Source organism: Reyranella sp. (assembly GCF_004297405.1).
In the GTDB taxonomy this organism is placed as follows: domain Bacteria; phylum Pseudomonadota; class Alphaproteobacteria; order Reyranellales; family Reyranellaceae; genus Reyranella.
Map to the genome: position 1 here is coordinate 103,842 of NZ_SCVC01000039.1, position 17,561 is coordinate 121,402.

The window sequence follows — 17,561 nt, forward strand, 5'->3', positions numbered from 1 at the left end:
CGGGAGCTATATCCCGATCTTGTGGCACAACAACCGTTGACTCGTTCCTGTTTTGTTCTAAGAGTCGGCCCATGAGGCCGAAGGTTCCCCCCGACTATCCGGACGATGCGATCCCCGAGCCCGTGCACAAAGGCCGTGGTGCGCTGTCGAACGAGTCCAGCCGCTATGACAGCGAGAAGCGGATTCGAACGACCGACGGATGGGAACACGAGGCGTCGTCCGATCCGTCGGACGACGACGATCTGCCGCCACTGCGCACGACGCTGACACGCGATGCCACGCGCACCATCCTGGCGCGCAACACTTCGCCCGACGTGCCGTTCGACCGCTCGATCAATCCCTATCGCGGCTGCGAGCACGGCTGCATCTACTGCTTCGCGCGGCCGACGCACGCTTACCTTGGCCTGTCGCCCGGCCTCGACTTCGAGACCAAGATTCTCTTCAAGCCGGAAGCGGCCAAGCTGCTGATGGCGGAACTGGCGTCGCCCAAGTATCGCTGCGACGTGGTGGCTATGGGCACCAACACCGATCCCTATCAGCCGGTCGAACGTGACCTCAAGGTGACGCGCCAGATACTGCGGGTGCTCAGCGACTTCAACAATCCGGTGGGCATCGTCACCAAGAACCACCTGATCACGCGCGACATCGACATTCTGGCCGACATGGCCAAGCGCAATCTCGCCGAGGTCTTCCTGTCGGTGACGACGCTCGACCGTGATCTCGCGCGCGCGATGGAGCCGCGGGCCTCGACGCCGCAGAAAAGGCTCGATGCCATCCGGGCGCTGTCGGCCGCCGGCATCCCGACGGGCGTCATGAGCGCGCCGATGATCCCGGGCCTCAACGATCACGAGATGGAATCCATTCTCGATGCTGCGCACGAGGCCGGCGCCACGCGGGCGGGCTACACGGTTCTGCGTCTGCCGCTCGAGATCAAGGATCTGTTCGAAGAGTGGCTGCGCCTCAACCGGCCGGATCGTGCCGAGCGCGTGTTGTCGCTGGTCCGTCAGATGCGTGGCGGGGCGCTCTATCAGGCCGAGTTCGGCACACGCATGAGAGGCGAGGGGCCGATTGCCCAGCTCCTCAGCGCCCGCTTTACGGCGGCGGTGAAGCGGCTGGAGCTCAACCGCGTCCGCTACCGCCTCGACACGCTGCGCTTCGCCGTGCCGGACTCCGCGCGAACCGCGCTGGTCGACGCCAAGCGCGACGCCCGGCAGATGCGACTGTTCTAGTCGAGAAAGACGACCTTCGGCCAAAGCTCGCGCCAGCGCTTGCTGGCGATGCGTTCGTCGTATTCGTGGCGCTTGGTGCGGCCGAACGGTGTCGGGCGACAGCGCAGGTTGAGAAGATCGTCGGTGCCGAGCGGCGCGATCACAGTGAGGGAATCGTCGGCCTCCAGGCGCACGCCGATGCCCGTCACGCTTTCCAGCCAGTAGATCATCGAATCGGCCGTGTCGCGGTGCTGCGGCAGGTTCTTCCAGATGTGCATGCGCGCCTGGTTGCGGACCTGCCAGGGCAGGCTGGGCAGCAGGCAATCGAGCGCGGCTTCGTGGGCTTGCTCGGTCTCCTTCGAGAGGTCGCCCGCATCATAGTAGATGACATCGATATCCGCCGGCGCGCGCGGCGGCACGATGCCATGGAAATGATCCCACACCCGATTGCGCACAAAGCCTGCGGCGATGCACCAGTCCGGCAGGCCGAGCGTGCGGGCCGCACGAAGCTGTTTCATAGCCACAGGGTCTTGAGCGATGATGTCGGCAATCAGGGACATCGCCGCATCCTACGCGCGGCGGCAGGGGATATGCCGAGTTTTCGTTTCGAGCTGCGTTGTGAGACCCAGGGCGCCGTGCGAATTGCCGGCGTGGACGAGGTCGGGCGCGGGCCGCTGGCGGGACCAGTGGTCGCCGCTGTCGCCGTCATCGATCGCGGCCGCGCCACGCGCAAGCTCCTGGGTCTGATCGACGATTCCAAGAAGCTGGATCACGCGCAGCGCGAGGAGGCCTACGAAGCCATGATCGCGTCGGGCGCTGTCCAGTTCGCTGTCGCCGAGGCCAGTGTCGAGGAGATCGACACAATCAACATTCTGCAGGCGACGTTTCTCGCCATGCGTCGTGCGGTCCAGGCGCTGACCGAGCCGCCGTGTATGGTGCTCGTCGATGGGAATCGGGTGCCGCCGCAACTCGGTTGTCCGGCAGAAACTATTATCGGTGGCGACGCGCATTCCTATTCCATCGCGGCCGCGTCGATCCTGGCCAAGGTGACCCGCGACCGGCAGATGGCGGCGCTGGCGACGGCGTTCCCCGGCTATGGCTGGGAAACCAATCGCGGCTACGGCAGCGCCGCCCATCTCGAAGCCCTCAAACTTCTCGGGCCGACCCCGCATCACCGTAGGAGCTTCGCGCCGGTTCGCGAGCTAGTCTGAGCGGATGTTGAAGCTCTACTACGCGGCACACACCTGTTCGCTCGCCACGCATATCGCCCTGGAAGATGTCGGCGCCGACTACTCGACGGTGCGGATTAGTTTTGCCGCCAACCAGCAGCAGTCACCCGACTATCTCAAGGTCAATCCAAAAGGCCGCGTGCCGGCACTGGTGACCGATCGTGGCATCCTGACGGAGACGCCGGCGATGCTGGCCTTCGTGGCGCAGAGTTTTCCGGCCACGCAACTGGCGCCGCTCGACGACCCTTTCGCCTTCGCCGAGGTCCAGGCCTTCAACAGCTATCTCTGCTCCTCCCTGCACATCGCGCACGCCCATCGCATGCGTGGTTATCGCTGGGTCGATGCCGACGATGCGGCCGCGATTGCGGCCATGCAGCGCAAGGTGCCACAGTCGGTCACGGCCGGCTTCGAGCAGATCGAGCACGACATGTTCAAGGGCCCCTGGGTGATGGGCGAGCGCTACACCATCTGCGACCCCTATCTCTTCACCCTGGCGCAGTGGCTGGAGGCCGACGGCGTCGACCTCGCGCGCATTCCGAAGATCGTCGACCATCGCCGCCGCATGTCGGAGCGGCCCAATGTGAAGAAGGCGATCGCCCAGGAGCTCGCGCAATAGACCGACAAGAGTAAGGGACACATCTGCACGAGGGAGGTCGGAGTGATGCAACGAATCTTTCTGGCGTTGGCTGTTTGCGGGGCCATGGTCTCTCACGCCGGCCAGGCTCTGGCCGGCAAGGATCTCGATGCGGTCAAGGCCCGGGGCACACTGATCTGCGGCGTGGCGGTGGGCGGCATCGCCGGTTTCATGACCGTCGACAGCCAGGGCAAGTGGACCGGCATGAACGTCGACGTCTGCCGCGCCATTTCGGCTGCGATCTTCGGCGACTCGGAGAAGGTGAAGTACGTGCCGCTCTCGGGTCAGCAGCGCTTTACGGCGCTGCAGTCGGGCGAGGTCGACCTGCTGTCGAACAACTCGACCTGGACGCTGACGCGAGACAGTGCGCTCGGCCTCGATTTCGTGGGCATCACCTACTATGACGGCCAGGGTTTCATGGTGCCGAAGAAGCTCGGCGTGAAGAGCGCCAAGGAGCTGAACGGCGCCTCGATCTGCGTGCTGTCGGGCAGCACGTCCGAGCTCAACATCGCCGACTATTTCCGCACCAACAAGATGACCTTCAGGCCGGTGCTCTTCGAGGATCCCGACCAGAGTCGGGCGGCCTTCTTCAGCGGCAGGTGCGATGCCTATTCGGGTGACCAGGCCCGCCTCTATGCCACGCGTGCGGCCAACGCACCCAATCCCGATGACTACATCGTTCTGCCCGAAATCATCTCGAAGGAACCGCTGGGTCCTGTCGTGCGCCACGGTGACAACCAGTTCGCCGACATCGTGCGCTGGGCGCAGTACGCACTGCTGGAAGCCGAGGAGTACGGCATCACCGCCAAGAACGTCGACGAAATGCTGAAGTCCGAAAATCCCAGCATCAAGCGCATCCTCGGCGTCACACCGGGTATGGGCAAGGCGCTCGGCGTCGACGAGAAGTGGGTCTACAACATCATCAAACAGGTCGGAAATTACGGCGAGAGCTTCGACCGCAATGTCGGCAAGGACTCACCGCTCAAGGTCGAACGTGGCCAGAACGCGCTGTGGACCCAGGGTGGCCTGCAATACGCCCCGCCCATCCGTTGAGGAACTGACGCCTGTCGTCAGGTGTCTGCCTTGTTGATCCCGTAGAACGCCGCACAGGTGTCGCCAAGGATCAGGTCTTTCTCTCGCGCGCTCAGGAACGGGCAGTATCGTCTCACATAGTCGAGCGACTGCTTGTACGTGCAGAACCGTTCGACGTTCGGCATGTCGGAGCCCCAGACGAGCCGGTCGGCGCCAAGTTGATCGCGCATGTCCGCGATCAACATCTGCGCTTCCGGATAGGGGTAGTCCCAGATTCCGCCATAGGTGATCGGAAACACCACTTCCAGCACCAGCGGCTCGTGACGATAGAGGCGTAAAAGTTCCTCGGGGAACTCGTACCTGCCATTCCTGGCGAAGTAGGCGACAGGTGGACTCATCGCCAGATGCACGCGCAGGTCGGCATGTCGCGCGAGCACCCGGCCGAAGGCTGTGACATGCGCCATGTAACCTGCCATGTCGTAGCTCGGCCCCGAGCTGAGTTCGAGGCACAGCACGATTCCCAACGCCGCGATCTTGTCCCAGAACGCCTCCATCTGCGGCGCGTCGAGCGGCCAGGGGAAACCATGGCGGCTCAGCGAATCGACGTTGAAATAGAGTCCGCGCAGCTTCAGTACGTTGAAGGCATGGTCGATCTCGGCGAGCTGCGCCGGGTGTCCTGCCATCGCCTCGTCGACATGCATCAGGCCGGTCATCCTCTCGGGAAACTGCCGCTCGGCGAAAGCATTCATCTCGGTCATCGCCCCATAGCCGCCGCCTGCCTGCAGGAGACAGTGATCGACGCCGGCGTTCATCATCTGGGCCAGCATGAGTTCCGGCGGTGCCGTCATCTCCTGCATGCCTACGGGCATGTATTGGATGGCGTAGTCTTCTCCGTCGTGCGTGAATTCGAGCTGACCAAAACGGCCGACGCGGAAATCGACGTCCGCGAGGCCGCTCCATCCTTCGTCTCCGGCCTGGAACAGGGCCTTCGTGTCGGCGCGTGCGCCATCGCGGATTCGGAAAGTCGATGCGACCGTTCGGGTGACGACCCGCTGCAGGTAGCGCCTGTGAATGTCGCGCGTCGGATGTCCGCAGGAGCCGATCCAGTGGGTGAACACATGGGCGTGGCAATCGACGATCATGTTTCCTTCTGCCTCGCTGCCGTTCGAGAAGGAGAAGATGTCAGGCGTGATCGCCCATCGGCTATCGAGACCTCGCTAGGGCTGGTGGGTTGAGCACCGGACAAAGACTCGATCTAGTGTCTAAACACTTGAATCAATTGGCTTCTTGACCCCTCGTCGCTGTGGATTCATTTTCCACAGATGAACGGGGATAAGTTGGATCGAGTGTTGGTGGGCGACTGCATCGAATTGATGCGCAGCCTGCCCGAAGCTTCCGTCGACATGGTTTTCGCGGACCCACCCTACAATCTTCAGTTGGGCGGTGACCTGCTGCGTCCCGACAACAGCAAGGTCGATGCGGTCGACGACGACTGGGACAAGTTCGAGGATTTCGCGCGCTACGATCAGTTCACGCGCGGCTGGCTCGCGGCCGCGCGACGCGTGCTGAAGCCCGAAGGCACGCTCTGGGTGATCGGCAGCTATCACAACATCTTCCGCATCGGCACGGCGCTGCAGGATCTGGGCTTCTGGCTGCTGAACGACATCGTGTGGCGCAAGTCGAACCCGATGCCGAACTTCCGCGGCAAGCGCTTCACCAACGCGCACGAGACGCTGATCTGGGCGGCGCGCGACAAGCGCGCCAAGCGCTACACCTTCAACTACGAATCGATGAAGGAGCTGAACGAGGGCATCCAGATGCGCTCCGACTGGCTCCTGCCGCTGTGCACCGGCGGCGAGCGGCTGAAGGGCGAGGACGGCAAGAAGGCGCATCCGACGCAGAAGCCCGAGTCGCTGCTGTTCCGTTGCCTGATGTCGGCGTCCAATCCCGGCGACGTCATCCTCGATCCGTTTTTCGGCACCGGCACGACCGGCGCGGTGGCGCGCCGCCTCGGCCGGCACTTCATCGGCCTAGAGCGCGATCCCGACTATGCCGCGATCGCGCGCAAGCGCATTGCCATGATCCAGCCGCTGGCCGGCGAGGACGTGGCGCCCAAGCCCAGCAAGCGCAGCGAGCCGCGCATTCCCTTCGGCGTGCTGATCGAGGCGGGGCTGTTGCAGCCTGGCACGGTGCTGAGCGACCAGAGCGGTCGCGTGCATGCGCGCGTGCGTGCCGACGGCACCCTGTCGGCGGCCAACGCGCTCGGCGAGCATCGCGGCTCGATCCATCAGGTCGGCGCGGCGGTGCAGGGTGCACCCGCGTGCAACGGCTGGACCTTCTGGCATATCGATGTCGCCGGCGCGAAGCGGCCTATCGATCATCTGCGCCAGCAGGTGAGGGCGGGGCTGTAGAGACAGCGAACCGCTGTCCGGCTTGAGCGGCCGGGCCCTCAGGCCCTCGCTGCGTACCTCGACAGACGCAGTCTCAGTATCGCAATCATTTCGTCGCGCAGGGGATCGCGCGAGCCGCGCAGCCACGCCGCCGCGAGAGGAAGGAGCTTCGGGGCCGCCGTCTCTTTCTGCGTGAGCGGAATGAACCGCACGCCCGAGACGGCGAAACGCGAAGCCCATCGCGGCACGATCGCCAGGCCGAGCTTGGCCGCGACGAGATTGACGATCGTCTGCTTCTCCTCGGCCACCTGGGCGATCGTGGGTTTCAGCCCGGCGCGCTCGAACAGCTTCATGGTGAGGTCGTGGCTGTGTGGCCGAGATCCCCGGTCCGGCACGATGAGCGGCTGGTCGAGGAGGGCGGCGACGGTGAGGTGGCGGCGTTTTGCCAGCCTGTGTCGCGACGGCAGCGCAACAACAGGTGTCTCGTGGAACAGCTCCAGGAGCTCTATCCGCTTGTCGAGGTTCTCTGGTGGCCGCACGAACGCAAGGTCGAGCCGGCCGGACAGAAGCCTCGGAAGGAGCCGCACCGTCTTGTCTTCGACGAGCTGCACGGTGACGGACGCATGCTGCTCGCGGAAGTCGTGCAGCAGATCGGGCACGAGGCCCGCCGCGGCCGTGTCGATGGCACCGACCCGCAGAACGTATGAACGGCGCCGGCCACGATCGCGGAACTGCTGGTCGAGCACGTCGGCCTGCGCGAGCAGCGCACGGACGTTGTCGAGAAGGGCGGCACCGTCCTGCGACAGCGTCACGTTGCGTGTGGTCCGCAGCAGCAGCGGCATGCCGACCGAGTCCTCCAGCCGCCTTATGTGGCGACCGAGCGCCGATGGCAGCATATCGAGCCGCCGCGCGGCCCGGCCGAAGTGCAGCTCCTCCGCGACGGCGACGAAGCAGCGTAGCTGCGTGAGGTCCATCCAGCGATTATAGCCAGAATTTGTATAATCCAGTGACGATTGTGGTCGCGGCTCCGCCGTCCTAGGGAGGAGGGAACAAAGAAACCGCTAGGGAGCCGCCCAATGACCTCGTTTCGTCGCGCACTCGTCTCAGGCGCGCTGGCCTTCGCCGCAGCGTCGTTCGCCGTTCATGCTCACGCTCAAGGCTATCCGAACAAGCCCATCACCCTGGTCGTGCCCGCAGCCGCGGGCGGTCCGACCGACACGGTCGCACGGCTCATTGCCGAATCGATGGGCAAGACGCTCGGTCAGTCCGTGATCGTCGACAATACCGGTGGCGCCGGCGGCACGATCGGCATGGCCCGCGTCGCGCGCGCTGCGCCCGACGGTTACACCATCGCCGTCTGGCACATCGCGCAGGCGACGGCACCGGCTCTTTATCCCGACCTCAAGTATGACGTCGTCAACGACTTCGACTCGATCGGTCGCATCACCGACGTGCCGATGACGCTCGTTTCCAAGAATGCGCTGCCCTCGAAAAACGTCACGGAGTTCTTCGCCTGGTTGCGCGCCGAGAAGGCCAAGGCGACCTATGGCCATGCCGGCATCGGCTCGGCGTCGCATCTCTGTGCGCTGATGCTGTTGAAGGGTGTCGGCTTCCAGGTCGAGGGGGTTGGCTATCGTGGCACCGGTCCCGCCATGAATGACCTGCTGGCCGGACAGTTCGATTTCATGTGCGACCAGACCACCAACACCACCGGCCATATCAAGGACGGCAAGATCCGCGGCTATGCCGTGACGACCAAATCCAAGGTCTCTTCGGTGCCCGACTTGCCGACGCTCGACAGCACCGTTCTGCCGGGCTTCGAGGTCTCGGCCTGGCATGCGATGTGGGCGCCCAAGGGCCTGCCGAAGGAGGCGACCGACAAGCTGGTCGCTGCCCTGCAAGCCGCGCTCAAGGATCCGAAGGTGGTCGAACGCTTCGCCAGCCTCGGCACCGTTCCGGTCGATCCGTCGCTGGCCCAGCCTGCCCCGCTGAAGTCCTACCTCGAAGCGGAGGTGAAGCGCTGGGGCGAGGTCATCAAGGCCGCCGGCGTGAAGGGCAACTAGGAACAGAACCATGAAGACTTATGCGATCGCAGCCATCCCCGGTGACGGCATTGGCCCAGAGGTGGTCGATGCCGGCGTAGAAGTGCTGGAGGCCGTGGCGAAGCGCGACGGTGGCTTCGGCCTTCGCGTCGACCGGTTCGATTGGGGCGGCGAGTACTACAAGAAGCACGGCCGCATGATGCCGGAAAACGGCCGTGACCTGATCCGCAAGCACGATGCCATCCTGTTCGGTTCGGCGGGTCATCCCGACATTCCCGATCACATCACGCTCTGGGGGCTGCGGCTCGCCATCTGCCAGCCCTTCGATCAGTACGCCAACGTGCGCCCGACCCGCGTGCTGCCCGGCATCACCTCACCGCTGCGCGCCGTCGACGGACCCGAACTCGACTGGGTGATCGTGCGCGAGAATTCCGAAGGCGAGTATGCCGGCGTCGGTGGCAGGGTCCATCAGGGCTCGCCGCTCGAAGCCGCCACCGACGTGGCCATGTTCACGCGCGCCGGCGTCGAGCGCATCATGCGGTTCGCCTTCGGCCTGGCCCGTTCGCGGTCGCGCAAGTTTCTCACGGTCGTCACCAAGTCCAACGCCCAGCGCCATGCAATGGTGATGTGGGACGAGATCGCCACCCAGATCGCCGCCGAGTTTCCCGACGTGACGTGGGACAAGATGCTTGTCGATGCCATGACCATGCGCATGGTCATGCGGCCGCAGACGCTCGACACGATCGTTGCGACCAACCTCCACGCCGACATCCTGTCCGACCTCGCCGCGGTGCTGGCAGGATCGCTAGGCATTGCACCGACCGCCAATCTCAATCCGGAGCGCGCCTTTCCCTCGATGTTCGAGCCGATCCACGGCTCCGCCTTCGACATCATGGGCAAGGGCATTGCCAACCCGATCGGCACGTTCTGGTCATCCGTGATGATGCTCGAGCATTTCGGCGAACAGGCTGCGGCCGCCCGGCTCATGCGAGCCATCGAGAAAGTGACGGGAGACCGGCGTCTCCACACGCCCGACCTTGGCGGCACCGCGCGGACGGCGGACGTCACCGCCGCAGTCATCGATGCCATCCACGGGGCGAACGTCTAGCAGTCCATCGGAGAGCCAGGAATTCCCCGAGGAACTTGGGCTGCAACCTGCCTAGTTTTTTACGGCGTGCGCGATCACCTTGCGCATCACCGTCGGCAAGGCGCGTTCGGTAAGGGCGTCGATCGGACACCAGACCGAGCCGGGCAGGGCACGTTCGGCCAGTCGTCCCGTCGTCGACGTGGCGCGCGCGATGGTGAGTTCCAGGTGGAAGTGCGTGAAGGTGTGGCGCACCAGCCCCGCCAGCACCTGCCAGCGTGCCGGGACGGGCGCGTCCTCCAAAGCCTTCCCTTCGTCGAGCGTGCCTTCGCGCCACGGGCTCGACGGCACCTCGTCCATGCCGCCCAGCAAACCTTTGACCGGTCGCTTGCGCAGCAGGATCGCGCCGTCCTTGCGCATCAGCACGAAGGCGAGGCCTCTGCGCGTGGGCTTCTCTGCCTTGGGCGCGCGGCGCGGCAGCTCTTCGGCGATGCCGAGCTTGCTCGCACGACAATTGGCGATCAGCGGGCAGATGACGCAGCGCGGGCCGCGCGGCACGCAGACTGTCGCGCCGAGATCCATCATCGCCTGGGCATAGTCGCCGGCCCTCTGTGAAGGCACCAGCTTGGCGGCGTATTCGTGGATCTCGGGTTTGACGTTGGGCAGCGGCGTTTCCAGCGCGTAGAGGCGGGCAATCACGCGCTCGACATTGCCGTCGACGGCCGAAGCGGGACGGTCGAAGGCAATCGCCTGGATTGCGGCGGCCGTGTAGGGGCCGATGCCGGGCAAGGCCCGGAGCCCTGCCTCGTCCTTGGGGAAACGACCTCCATGCGCTTCGGCCACGACTTGGGCGCAGGCATGCAGGTTACGGGCGCGTGCATAGTAACCAAGCCCTGCCCAGGCCGACAGCACCTCGTCCAGGGGCGCGGCGGCCAGGGCTTCGACCGTGGGCCAGCGCTCGACGAAGCGGCGGAAATACTCACCCACCGTGGCGACGGTGGTCTGCTGCAGCATGATTTCCGACAGCCAGACGCGGTAAGGCGCCGTGCGCTCTCCCGGCGGGGCGCGCCAGGGAAGGGTGCGACGATGTCGATCATACCAGGCGAGCAGTCGGTCGGCGTGAGTCATGGTCAGGCAACGGGGCGTGGCCTACCATACGGAGCGGAGTTTGAAAGGGTCCATGCGGGAAAACGGCTTCCGTGCGATCGGCGGTCTGGCCCAGAAGCTCACGTCCGGCTTGGCGAAAGGCCGCGACGCGTCGGTCGTGCGACTGAAGGCGGAGTGGTCGGCTGTCGTCGGTCCGGAGCTGGCGCGCGTCACCCGGCCGGACGCGCTTCTTTCCGCCCGCGGTGCTCGCAGCAGTCGATCCGGAAGCGGCAAGGTGCTGCGCCTCAAAGTGTCTGGTGCTGCCGCGCTCGAGGTCCAGCACAGGAGCAGTCAGATCGTGGAGCGCGTAAACGCCTATTTCGGGCACCGGCTGATCGATGAACTACGCCTCGTTCAGGGCGTGATCGCTGCCCCTCCCGCCAAACCCAAGGTGAAGCGTCCCGACGCTGCCGTCGAGCGCGACATCGCAAACAAGGTTGCTGACGTGAAAGATCCTGAACTGCGGGCTGCCCTGGCGCGGCTCGGCGCACGCATCACGACTGGACGGCGCAGCCTGTTGATCGGCGGCCTTGGGGCGCTCTTCCTCGGCGATGATCTTCGGGCGCAATCGCCGGCGAAGTTCCTCGACCCGCTGCCCGACGATCATGTGCTGGGCAAGCCCGACGCGCCGAACGTCCTGATCGACTACGCCTCCTTCACCTGCCCGCACTGCGCGAACTTCAATGCCGCCGTGATGCCGGTGTTGCGCCGCGATTGGATCGAGACCGGCAAGATGCGCCTGATCCATCGCCACTTCCCTTCCGATGGGGTGGCGACCCGCGCCAGCGTGCTGGCCGAGTGCAGCGGTCCCGACAAGTTCTTCGACGCGGTCGATACGCTGTTTCGCACTCAGGTCCAGTGGATGACCGCGCCCGATCCCGCCACGGAACTGCTGACGGTGCTGGCAGATTTCGGGGTGACGCCGGAGAAAGCGGCAGCCTGTGTCGCCAACGACCGGCTTTTGGACAAAGTCATCGCCGACGTGCAGTCCGGCCAAATGTTGGGGGTTCGGTTCACCCCGACGGTTTTCATCAACGAGCAGAACTACGGCAATCCCGGCGGTGCCGACGCCATCGCAGCAATTTTAAGTCAGGTGGGGCGGTAAACGTTTGACTCCCCACAGGCGTAATTCCCAAGATGTAGTGGAGAGGAAGACGGAATGCGGAATATCTTGATCGTCGCCGGCGGGGTCGTGGCGGTGGCCGCGATTGCGGCTGGCGCCTATTTCGGCACCCGTCCTGCTACTACCGGCACGGCGCCCGTGGCCGCCGTGGCGACCCCGGATTCGTCTGCTTTGGCGGCCGTTCAGCCCGGCGACCATGTCCTGGGCGATCCCAAGGCCCCGATCACCGTCATCGAGTATGCCTCGCTGACCTGCTCGCACTGTGCGCAATTCCACACGCATGTCCTGCCCGAGATCAAGAAGAAGTGGATCGATACCGGCAAGGTGAAGCTGGTCTATCGCGACTTCCCGCTCGACCAGGTAGCGGCCAAGGCCGCCCAGATCGCCGAATGCGCCGGCAACGACCGTTATTTCGGCGTCCTCGACATCATTTTCCGCGGCCAGCCGCAATGGGCGGCCTCGTCCGATCCGCTGGTCGAACTCGCCAAGCCGCTGCGCATCGCGGGCATCGGCGAGAACGAAATCAAGGCATGCCTCGCCAACGAGGCGATGAGCAACGCCGTGATCAACGACTACAAGGCCGGTGAGCAGATGGGCGTCAACTCGACGCCGACGCTGTTCATCAACGGCCAGCTCTATCGTGGCTCGCGCTCGGTCGAGGATCTCGACGGCGTATTCAGCAAGCTAGCCAAGTAAGTAACAGACAGGCGTGGTGTAGATGGTCCAGTTCGACAAGCTCCGGCTCTCCGGCTTCAAGTCATTCGTCGATCCGACGGAGCTCGCCATCGAGCCCGGGATGACCGGAATCGTCGGGCCCAACGGCTGCGGAAAGTCGAACCTCGTCGAAGCGCTCAAGTGGGTGATGGGCGAAACCTCGGCCAAGCAGATGCGTGGCAGCGAGATGGAGGACGTCATCTTCGCGGGCGCCGGCACGCGGCCGGCGCGCAACATCGCCGAAGTGATGCTGTCGCTGGACAACAAGACCCGCACTGCGCCTGCCCTGGTGAACGACACCGACCAGCTTGACGTCACGCGCCGCATCGAGCGCGGCCACGGTTCGGCCTATTCGGTGAACGGCCGTGATATTCGTGCCCGCGACGTGCAGACTCTGTTCGCCGATGCCGCCACGGGGTCACGCTCGACAGCTCTCGTCAGTCAGGGCCGTATCGGGACCCTGATCAATGCCAAGCCGGCCGACCGCCGCATGGTCATCGACGAGGCGGCCGGCATCACCGGCCTCTATGCCCGCCGTCACGAGGCCGAGCTGCGCTTGCGCGCCGCCGAGCAGAACCTCGCCCGCGTGCAGGACGTGCTGGTGGCCCTTGAGGAGCAGCACAAGGGCCTGAAGCGCCAGGCGCGCCAAGCCAGCCGTTACCGCAACCTCTCCGACCACATCCGCCGTGCCGAAGCCTCCGTGCTGGCGCTGAAGCTCGCCAATGCCGAACGTGAACTGGCCGAGTCGGGCGAGCGGCTGAAGGAAGCCGAGGCGCAGGTCGCCGATCTCACGCGTCTGGTAGGCCTTGCCACCACGGCGCAGGCCGAAGCAGCCACCGCCTTGCCGCCGCTGCGCAACGACGAGGCGGCCGCCGCTGCTGCCCTGCAGCGCCTGCGCGTGGCGCACGATGCACTGACGGCCGAAGCCGAGCGTGTCGCCGCCGCGCAGCTCGAAGCCGAAACCCGCCTGCAGCAGACCGAACAGGACCTTGCTCGCGAGCAGGGGCGCAAGGGTGACGCCGAGACCGCCATTGCCGATCTCGACAGCCAGCGTGGCCGTCTGGAAGAGGAACAGGTAGGCGAAGAGGATCGTGCCGAGGCCGCGCAGGAGGCACGCGACACGGCTCAGGCCGAGACGGCCACAGCCGAGACCGAGCACGATCAGCTCACCCGTCAGATTGCCGCCGACGAGGCGCTGCGCCAGAGCGTCAGCCGCGAACTGTCCGAGCTGCAGGATCGCCTGCGCCGCCTGACCGTGCGCCGCGACGAGGTCGCCGCGCAGCAGCAGCAGATCGAGAACGAGCTGGCGAACCTGCCGGCGCTGCCCGAGGTCGAGGAAGCTCTCGAAGCCGCTCGCGTGGCTTTGGAAGAGGCGCGTTACCAGGGCCAGGAAGCGATCGAAGCGGCCCGCGAAGCCGAGCGCTACGAATCCGAGGCGGCCCGCACCGCGGTCGCCAAGGCCGAGGCCGAGCGCCAGGACATGGAGCGCGCTCGCGCAGCCGAGCGTCAGGCCGCCGAGGCCAGTCATGCCGGCGCCGTCGAAACTCTCCAGAAAACCAACGCACGCCTGACCAAGCTGCGCGCCGAAGAAGCGGGCGTTGCCGCTGCGCTCAAGTCGGCGGCTGACTCGCTCTGGCCGCCGCTGCTCGATGCGCTGACCGTCGAGCCGGGCTTCGAGAAGGCGCTGGGTGCGGCGTTCGGCGACGAGCTCGAAGCCTCGTCGGATCGCGGTGCGCCGGTGCACTGGCTGCCGTTCGAACCGCTGGCCGATGCGCCGGCGCTGCCGGAAGGCGCGACGCCGCTCGGCGCCCATGTCCAGACCCTGCCGGAACTCGCCCGGCGCCTGGCCTTCATCGGCATCGTGGCGGACGACGTTACGGGTGCTGCGCTGCAAGCCGGCCTTAAGCCCGGCCAACAGCTCGTCAGCCGCGAAGGCGCGGTCTGGCGCTGGGACGGTTACACGATGCGGGCCGGCGCCCCCTCTACCGCCGCCGTACGTCTCAGCCAGCGCAACCGCCTGGCCGAGATCCGTCTCCAGATCGATGGAGTGGTGGTCGAACAGACGGCCGAACAGGCCCGCGTCGACGCCGAGAAAATCTGGCTTGCCGCTGCCCGCGATGCCGAGAAGACCTGCGTCGAGCAGGCACGCGCGCACGAGCGTCAGATCGCCGAGGGATCGCGCCGCAAGGCTCAGGAAGCAGGCGAGGCGACGCGCGCGGCCGAACGGGCTTCGCAGTCGGCGATCTCTGCTGCCGAGCGTCATGCCACGCAGGCACGCGATCGTCATGTCGAGGTGGCGCGCCGCACCGATCAACTGCGGACGCGTCTGAACGGCATCGAGCAGGTTCGTACCGAAGTGACCGGCGACATCGCTGACGTCGAGATGCGTCGCACCTTCCGCGAGGCGCGCCTGTCGTCGATCTCCGATACGCAGGCCGACCGCGTCGAAGCCGGCCAGCTCCGTGCGCGCATTGCCGAGCTGCGGGCGGCCCTCGTCGAAGCCGAAGGCCAGTGCAACCGTCTTGCACGCGAGGCGGCGATGCGGGTCGAGCGGCTGGCGCAGATCGCGCAGGACCGCGACGGCTGGGCCAAGCGCCTGGGCGATGCCGACGGCCAGATCGTCGAACTCGACGCCCGCCGCGAACAGACCGCCGCGGCGATTTCCGAGTTGGCCGCCAAGCCGGAGGAGATCGAGGCCAAGCGCGAGACGCTGGCCGACGAGATCGCCAAAGCCGAGGTCAATCGCCAGGAAGCCGCCGACCGGCTGGCTATCGGCGAGACGCGGCTCGGCGAAGCGGACAAGGCGCTGAGGCAGGCCGAGACCGAGATGGGTCAGGCGCGCGAGAGCCGCGTGCGCCGCGAGGGCCTGATGGAGCAGGCGACCAAGGATCGCGAGGCGGTCGTCGAACGTATCGTCGAGCGCCTGCGTTGCGAGCCCGACGGTGTGCTGGCGCTGGCCGAGGTCCAGACGCTGGACGAGCTGCCTGAACTCGACAAGGCCGAGCACAAGCTCGAACGCCTAGTGCACGAGCGCGAGACCATGGGCGCGGTGAACCTGCGTGCCGAGGAAGAAGCCAACGAACTCGAGCAGCAGATCACCGGCATGACGACCGAACGCGACGATCTGGTCGCCGCCATCGGTCGCCTGCGCCAGGGCATCCAGAGCCTGAACCGCGAAGGCCGCGAGCGCTTCCTCGCTGCCTTCGAGCAGGTCAGCGGTCACTTCCAGCAGCTCTTCACCAAGCTGTTCGGTGGCGGCAAGGCCGAACTTCGACTCACCGAGTCAGAAGACCCGCTCGAGGCCGGCCTTGAGATCCATGCCAGCCCGCCAGGCAAGAAGCTGCAGGTGATGTCGCTGCTCTCGGGCGGCGAGCAGGCGCTGACGGCTCTGTCGTTGCTGTTCGCGGTGTTCATGACCAACCCGGCGCCGATCTGCGTGCTGGACGAGGTGGACGCACCGCTGGACGATCTGAACGTGGAACGCTTCTGCGGCCTGGTGAACGACATCGCCGGCCGTACCGACACGCGCTTCCTGATCATCACCCACCATCGCGTCACGATGGCGCGCATGGATCGTCTTTACGGCGTGACCATGGCCGAGCAAGGCGTGTCCCAGCTCGTCTCGGTCAACCTGATGGAGGCCGACCGACTGGTGGCCTGAGTCGATTTCAAGCAAGCAAGACTATCTTCCTCTCGAATGACTGGGCGCCGGCGGGCCTGAGCCGGCGCCCTTCTCTTTGGAAGGGGGCGGATGTAGTGTCCGCCAATGCCCGATACACTGGCTCCGACTGTCACAGATGTCGTCGAACTGACGCGCACCCTGGTCCGCTGCGAGAGCGTGACGCCGAAGGAAGCTGGTGCGCTGCAGCTCCTGGAGCGCACGCTGGAGCCACTGGGCTTCCGTTGCGAGCGCATGGATTTCACACAGGCCGGCACTGACGACGTCGCCAACCTCTATGCCCGAATCGGGACTGGCGGCCGCCATTTCTGTTTTGCGGGGCATTCCGACGTGGTGCCGGTAGGCGATCTCTCCTCCTGGACGATCGGTCCCTTCTCGGCAGAGCTCTCGGGCGGCTACCTGTTCGGCCGCGGCGCTGCCGACATGAAGGGCGCCATCGCGGCCTTCACCGATGCTACTGCCCGTTTCCTCAGCCGTCGCGGCCGCGACTTCGGCGGTTCGATCAGCCTGTTGATCACCGGCGACGAGGAGGGGCCTGCGGTCAACGGCACCGTGAAGATGCTGAAGCGTCTTGCCGAGCGTGGCGAGACCATCGATGCCTGCGTGGTCGGAGAGCCCACGAGTTCGAAGCGTTTCGGCGACATGATGAAGATCGGCCGGCGCGGCAGCATGACGGTAGACCTGACGGTGCGCGGCGTGCAGGGCCATGTCGCCTATCCCGAGCGACTCGACAATGCCGTCCATCGCCTGTCGGCCATCATCGAGGCGCTGGTGCGCGAGCCGATCGACAAGGGCAGCACACATTTCCAGCCGACGTCGCTGCAGTTCACCACTGTCGATGTCGGCAACAAGGCGACCAATATCGCACCGGGTGTCGTGCGGGCCCGCTTCAACACGCGCTTCAACGATCTCTGGACCTCCAAGACGCTGCTGGCGCATCTGCAGGAACGCATCGAACGCGCGAGCGCTGCGGTCGGCGGCAATGGCACGATCGAGTACGAGGTCTCGGTCTCGGGCGAGTCGTTCTATACGCCGCCGGGGCCGCTCAGCGATCTCGTCGCTGGCGCGATCCGCGACGTCGCGGGCGTCGAGGCCGAGCTTTCGACCACTGGCGGCACCTCGGATGCACGTTTCATCCGCAGCTACTGTCCGGTCCTCGAGTTCGGTCTGGTGGGCGAGAGCATGCACAAGGTCGACGAGAAGAGCGCGATCGCCGACCTCAAGACGCTGGCCCGCGTCTACGAAACGGTGCTCGACCGCTACTTCACGGCCTGAGCGGA

At 65.6% G+C, this 17,561-nt stretch carries 15 protein-coding genes; 11 read left to right on the forward strand and 4 right to left on the reverse strand.

The window, feature by feature from the left end:
- Positions 1 to 71 precede the first annotated feature (71 nt).
- On the forward strand, positions 72 to 1,229 hold the full coding sequence (locus EPO50_RS25100) for a PA0069 family radical SAM protein (RefSeq protein WP_296348675.1): 1,158 nt from the start codon (positions 72 to 74) through the stop codon (positions 1,227 to 1,229).
- On the opposite strand, the gene EPO50_RS25105 is transcribed toward EPO50_RS25100, so the two are convergent.
- On the reverse strand, positions 1,226 to 1,768 hold the full coding sequence (locus tag EPO50_RS25105) for a nucleotidyltransferase family protein (RefSeq protein ID WP_296348677.1): 543 nt from the start codon (positions 1,766 to 1,768) through the stop codon (positions 1,226 to 1,228). The two genes, EPO50_RS25100 and EPO50_RS25105, sit on opposite strands and share 4 nt — an antisense overlap.
- Positions 1,769 to 1,798: 30 nt before the next feature.
- Here EPO50_RS25105 and EPO50_RS25110 point away from each other — a divergent pair, with 30 nt between their 5' ends.
- The 3 genes from EPO50_RS25110 to EPO50_RS25120 all read left to right on the forward strand — a co-directional run bounded on the left by EPO50_RS25110 (position 1,799) and on the right by EPO50_RS25120 (position 4,124).
- Positions 1,799 to 2,419, forward strand: coding sequence for a ribonuclease HII (locus tag EPO50_RS25110; protein ID WP_296348679.1), 621 nt, complete (start codon positions 1,799 to 1,801; stop codon positions 2,417 to 2,419).
- A 4-nt stretch (positions 2,420 to 2,423) separates the two neighbouring features.
- Positions 2,424 to 3,053, forward strand: coding sequence for a glutathione S-transferase N-terminal domain-containing protein (locus EPO50_RS25115; RefSeq protein WP_296348682.1), 630 nt, complete (start codon positions 2,424 to 2,426; stop codon positions 3,051 to 3,053).
- Between the two features lie 84 nt (positions 3,054 to 3,137).
- On the forward strand, positions 3,138 to 4,124 hold the full coding sequence (locus EPO50_RS25120; protein ID WP_296348801.1) for an amino acid ABC transporter substrate-binding protein: 987 nt from the start codon (positions 3,138 to 3,140) through the stop codon (positions 4,122 to 4,124).
- Between the two features lie 17 nt (positions 4,125 to 4,141).
- Here the strand turns inward: EPO50_RS25120 and EPO50_RS25125 are convergent, their stop codons facing one another.
- Positions 4,142 to 5,245 carry an amidohydrolase family protein gene (locus EPO50_RS25125; protein ID WP_296348684.1) on the reverse strand — a complete coding sequence of 368 codons (1,104 nt, stop codon included), beginning with the start codon at positions 5,243 to 5,245 and terminating at the stop codon, positions 4,142 to 4,144.
- A 180-nt stretch (positions 5,246 to 5,425) separates the two neighbouring features.
- On the opposite strand from EPO50_RS25125, the gene EPO50_RS25130 reads away from it, so the two are divergent.
- Complete coding sequence (locus EPO50_RS25130) at positions 5,426 to 6,514, forward strand: site-specific DNA-methyltransferase (protein WP_296348686.1); 1,089 nt, start codon at positions 5,426 to 5,428, stop codon at positions 6,512 to 6,514.
- 38 nt (positions 6,515 to 6,552) lie between these two features.
- Here the strand turns inward: EPO50_RS25130 and EPO50_RS25135 are convergent, their stop codons facing one another.
- Positions 6,553 to 7,467, reverse strand: a complete 915-nt coding sequence (locus EPO50_RS25135; protein WP_296348687.1) for a LysR family transcriptional regulator — start codon at positions 7,465 to 7,467, stop codon at positions 6,553 to 6,555.
- Positions 7,468 to 7,569: 102 nt separating this feature from the next.
- Here EPO50_RS25135 and EPO50_RS25140 point away from each other — a divergent pair, with 102 nt between their 5' ends.
- Together EPO50_RS25140 and EPO50_RS25145 are read left to right on the forward strand one after the other, a co-directional pair.
- Positions 7,570 to 8,556: a tripartite tricarboxylate transporter substrate-binding protein gene (locus EPO50_RS25140; RefSeq protein WP_296348689.1), complete on the forward strand. Its 987-nt coding sequence runs from the start codon at positions 7,570 to 7,572 to the stop codon at positions 8,554 to 8,556.
- Between the two features lie 10 nt (positions 8,557 to 8,566).
- Positions 8,567 to 9,643 (forward strand): tartrate dehydrogenase, encoded by a 1,077-nt coding sequence (locus tag EPO50_RS25145; protein ID WP_296348691.1) that lies wholly within the window; start codon positions 8,567 to 8,569, stop codon positions 9,641 to 9,643.
- Between the two features lie 51 nt (positions 9,644 to 9,694).
- Here the strand turns inward: EPO50_RS25145 and mutY are convergent, their stop codons facing one another.
- Positions 9,695 to 10,747 carry an A/G-specific adenine glycosylase gene (mutY, locus tag EPO50_RS25150; RefSeq protein ID WP_296348695.1) on the reverse strand — a complete coding sequence of 351 codons (1,053 nt, stop codon included), beginning with the start codon at positions 10,745 to 10,747 and terminating at the stop codon, positions 9,695 to 9,697.
- 52 nt (positions 10,748 to 10,799) lie between these two features.
- Here mutY and EPO50_RS25155 point away from each other — a divergent pair, with 52 nt between their 5' ends.
- The 4 genes from EPO50_RS25155 (at position 10,800) to dapE (ending at position 17,556) form a co-directional block, all read left to right on the forward strand.
- On the forward strand, positions 10,800 to 11,870 hold the full coding sequence (locus EPO50_RS25155) for a DciA family protein (RefSeq protein WP_296348697.1): 1,071 nt from the start codon (positions 10,800 to 10,802) through the stop codon (positions 11,868 to 11,870).
- A 54-nt stretch (positions 11,871 to 11,924) separates the two neighbouring features.
- Complete coding sequence (locus tag EPO50_RS25160; protein WP_296348699.1) at positions 11,925 to 12,584, forward strand: DsbA family protein; 660 nt, start codon at positions 11,925 to 11,927, stop codon at positions 12,582 to 12,584.
- 22 nt (positions 12,585 to 12,606) lie between these two features.
- Positions 12,607 to 16,263: an AAA family ATPase gene (locus EPO50_RS25165; RefSeq protein ID WP_296348701.1), complete on the forward strand. Its 3,657-nt coding sequence runs from the start codon at positions 12,607 to 12,609 to the stop codon at positions 16,261 to 16,263.
- A 105-nt stretch (positions 16,264 to 16,368) separates the two neighbouring features.
- Positions 16,369 to 17,556 (forward strand): succinyl-diaminopimelate desuccinylase, encoded by a 1,188-nt coding sequence (dapE, locus tag EPO50_RS25170; protein ID WP_296348703.1) that lies wholly within the window; start codon positions 16,369 to 16,371, stop codon positions 17,554 to 17,556.
- The last annotated feature ends 5 nt before the right edge of the window (positions 17,557 to 17,561 follow it).

Excerpts from the sequence above, each read along its gene's own strand:
- EPO50_RS25100 (WP_296348675.1), top strand. The coding sequence starts at position 72 with ATGAGGCCGAAGGTTCCCCCCGACTATCCGGACGATGCGATCCCCGAG.
- EPO50_RS25105 (WP_296348677.1), bottom strand. The coding sequence starts at position 1,768 with ATGTCCCTGATTGCCGACATCATCGCTCAAGACCCTGTGGCTATGAAA.
- EPO50_RS25110 (WP_296348679.1), top strand. The coding sequence starts at position 1,799 with ATGCCGAGTTTTCGTTTCGAGCTGCGTTGTGAGACCCAGGGCGCCGTG.
- EPO50_RS25115 (WP_296348682.1), top strand. The coding sequence starts at position 2,424 with ATGTTGAAGCTCTACTACGCGGCACACACCTGTTCGCTCGCCACGCAT.
- EPO50_RS25120 (WP_296348801.1), top strand. The coding sequence starts at position 3,138 with ATGGTCTCTCACGCCGGCCAGGCTCTGGCCGGCAAGGATCTCGATGCG.
- EPO50_RS25125 (WP_296348684.1), bottom strand. The coding sequence starts at position 5,245 with ATGATCGTCGATTGCCACGCCCATGTGTTCACCCACTGGATCGGCTCC.
- EPO50_RS25130 (WP_296348686.1), top strand. The coding sequence starts at position 5,426 with ATGAACGGGGATAAGTTGGATCGAGTGTTGGTGGGCGACTGCATCGAA.
- EPO50_RS25135 (WP_296348687.1), bottom strand. The coding sequence starts at position 7,467 with ATGGACCTCACGCAGCTACGCTGCTTCGTCGCCGTCGCGGAGGAGCTG.
- EPO50_RS25140 (WP_296348689.1), top strand. The coding sequence starts at position 7,570 with ATGACCTCGTTTCGTCGCGCACTCGTCTCAGGCGCGCTGGCCTTCGCC.
- EPO50_RS25145 (WP_296348691.1), top strand. The coding sequence starts at position 8,567 with ATGAAGACTTATGCGATCGCAGCCATCCCCGGTGACGGCATTGGCCCA.
- mutY (WP_296348695.1), bottom strand. The coding sequence starts at position 10,747 with ATGACTCACGCCGACCGACTGCTCGCCTGGTATGATCGACATCGTCGC.
- EPO50_RS25155 (WP_296348697.1), top strand. The coding sequence starts at position 10,800 with ATGCGGGAAAACGGCTTCCGTGCGATCGGCGGTCTGGCCCAGAAGCTC.
- EPO50_RS25160 (WP_296348699.1), top strand. The coding sequence starts at position 11,925 with ATGCGGAATATCTTGATCGTCGCCGGCGGGGTCGTGGCGGTGGCCGCG.
- EPO50_RS25165 (WP_296348701.1), top strand. The coding sequence starts at position 12,607 with ATGGTCCAGTTCGACAAGCTCCGGCTCTCCGGCTTCAAGTCATTCGTC.
- dapE (WP_296348703.1), top strand. The coding sequence starts at position 16,369 with ATGCCCGATACACTGGCTCCGACTGTCACAGATGTCGTCGAACTGACG.